Here is a 1200-nt window from a genome sequence, read left to right as displayed (position 1 = left end):
CAGTCGCAGTCGAGGTGCCGCCTTGTCCATCACTAATGGTGTAGCTAAAGGTTTCTTGACCGGTAAAGCCCGTGTTCGGGGTAAAGGTAATGGTGCCTTGGGCATCAATGTTCACGATACCGTTCGGGGTGTTGATTTGTTGGGCGGTGCCCGGGGTCAAGGTCACGCCATTGATTGCCGTGATGGTCAATGGATTGCCATCTGCATCGGTATCATTTGCCAATGGATTTAAGGTCACTGGCGTGTTGAATGCGGTGTTGTACGTGTCATCGCTTGCAACAGGTGATGTGTTTGGTGCTGATGAAACGTTGATGGTTCCAGTCGCAGTCGAGGTGCCGCCTTGGCCATCGCTGATGCTGTAGTTGAAGGTTTCTTGACCGGTAAAGCCCGTGTTCGGGGTAAAGGTAATGGTGCCTTGGGCATCAATGTTCACGATACCGTTCGGGGTGTTGATTTGTTGGGCGGTGCCCGGGGTCAAGGTCACGCCATTGATTGCCGTGATGGTCAATGGGTTGCCATCTGCATCGGTATCATTTGCCAATGGATTTAAGGTCACTGGCGTGTTGAATGCGGTGTTGTACGTGTCATCGCTTGCAACAGGTGATGTGTTTGGTGCTGATGAAACGTTGATGGTTCCAGTCGCAGTCGAGGTGCCGCCTTGGCCATCACTAATGGTGTAGCTAAAGGTTTCTTGACCGGTAAAGCCCGTGTTCGGGGTAAAGGTAATGGTGCCTTGGGCATCAATGTTCACGATACCGTTCGGGGTGTTGATTTGTTGTGCGGTGCCCGGGGTCAAGGTCACGCCATTGATCGCTGTGATGGTCAATGGATTGCCATCTGCATCGGTATCATTTGCCAATGGATCCAACGCAACTGGGGTGTTGAATGCCGTGTTGTAACTGTCATCCAGTGCAACAGGTGGCGTGTTGGGGGTTGGTGCAATGTTCACAATCTGGTTCGCAGTCGAGGTGCCGCCTTGTCCATCACTAATGGTGTAGCTAAAGGTTTCTTGACCGCTAAAGCCCGTGTTCGGGGTAAACGTGATGTTGCCCTGTGCATCAATGTTCACCACACCATTCGGCGTGCCAATTTGTTGTGCAGTACCCGGGGTCAAGGTCACGCCATTGATCGCTGTGATGGTCAATGGATTGCCATCTGCATCGGTATCATTTGCCAATGGATCCAACGCAACTGGGGTGT

Annotated in this window: 1 protein-coding gene; it reads right to left on the bottom strand. The window is 52.2% G+C overall.

What is annotated here, in order from left to right:
- On the bottom strand, positions 1-1177 hold a 1177-nt coding region (locus ACG94X_RS16770; RefSeq protein WP_419384796.1), incomplete at its 3' end, for an Ig-like domain-containing protein.
- Positions 1178-1200 lie beyond the last annotated feature (23 nt).

The organism is Acinetobacter psychrotolerans, from assembly GCF_048552595.1.
Classification (GTDB): domain Bacteria; phylum Pseudomonadota; class Gammaproteobacteria; order Pseudomonadales; family Moraxellaceae; genus Acinetobacter.
This window is presented reverse-complemented; position numbering and strand designations above follow the sequence as displayed.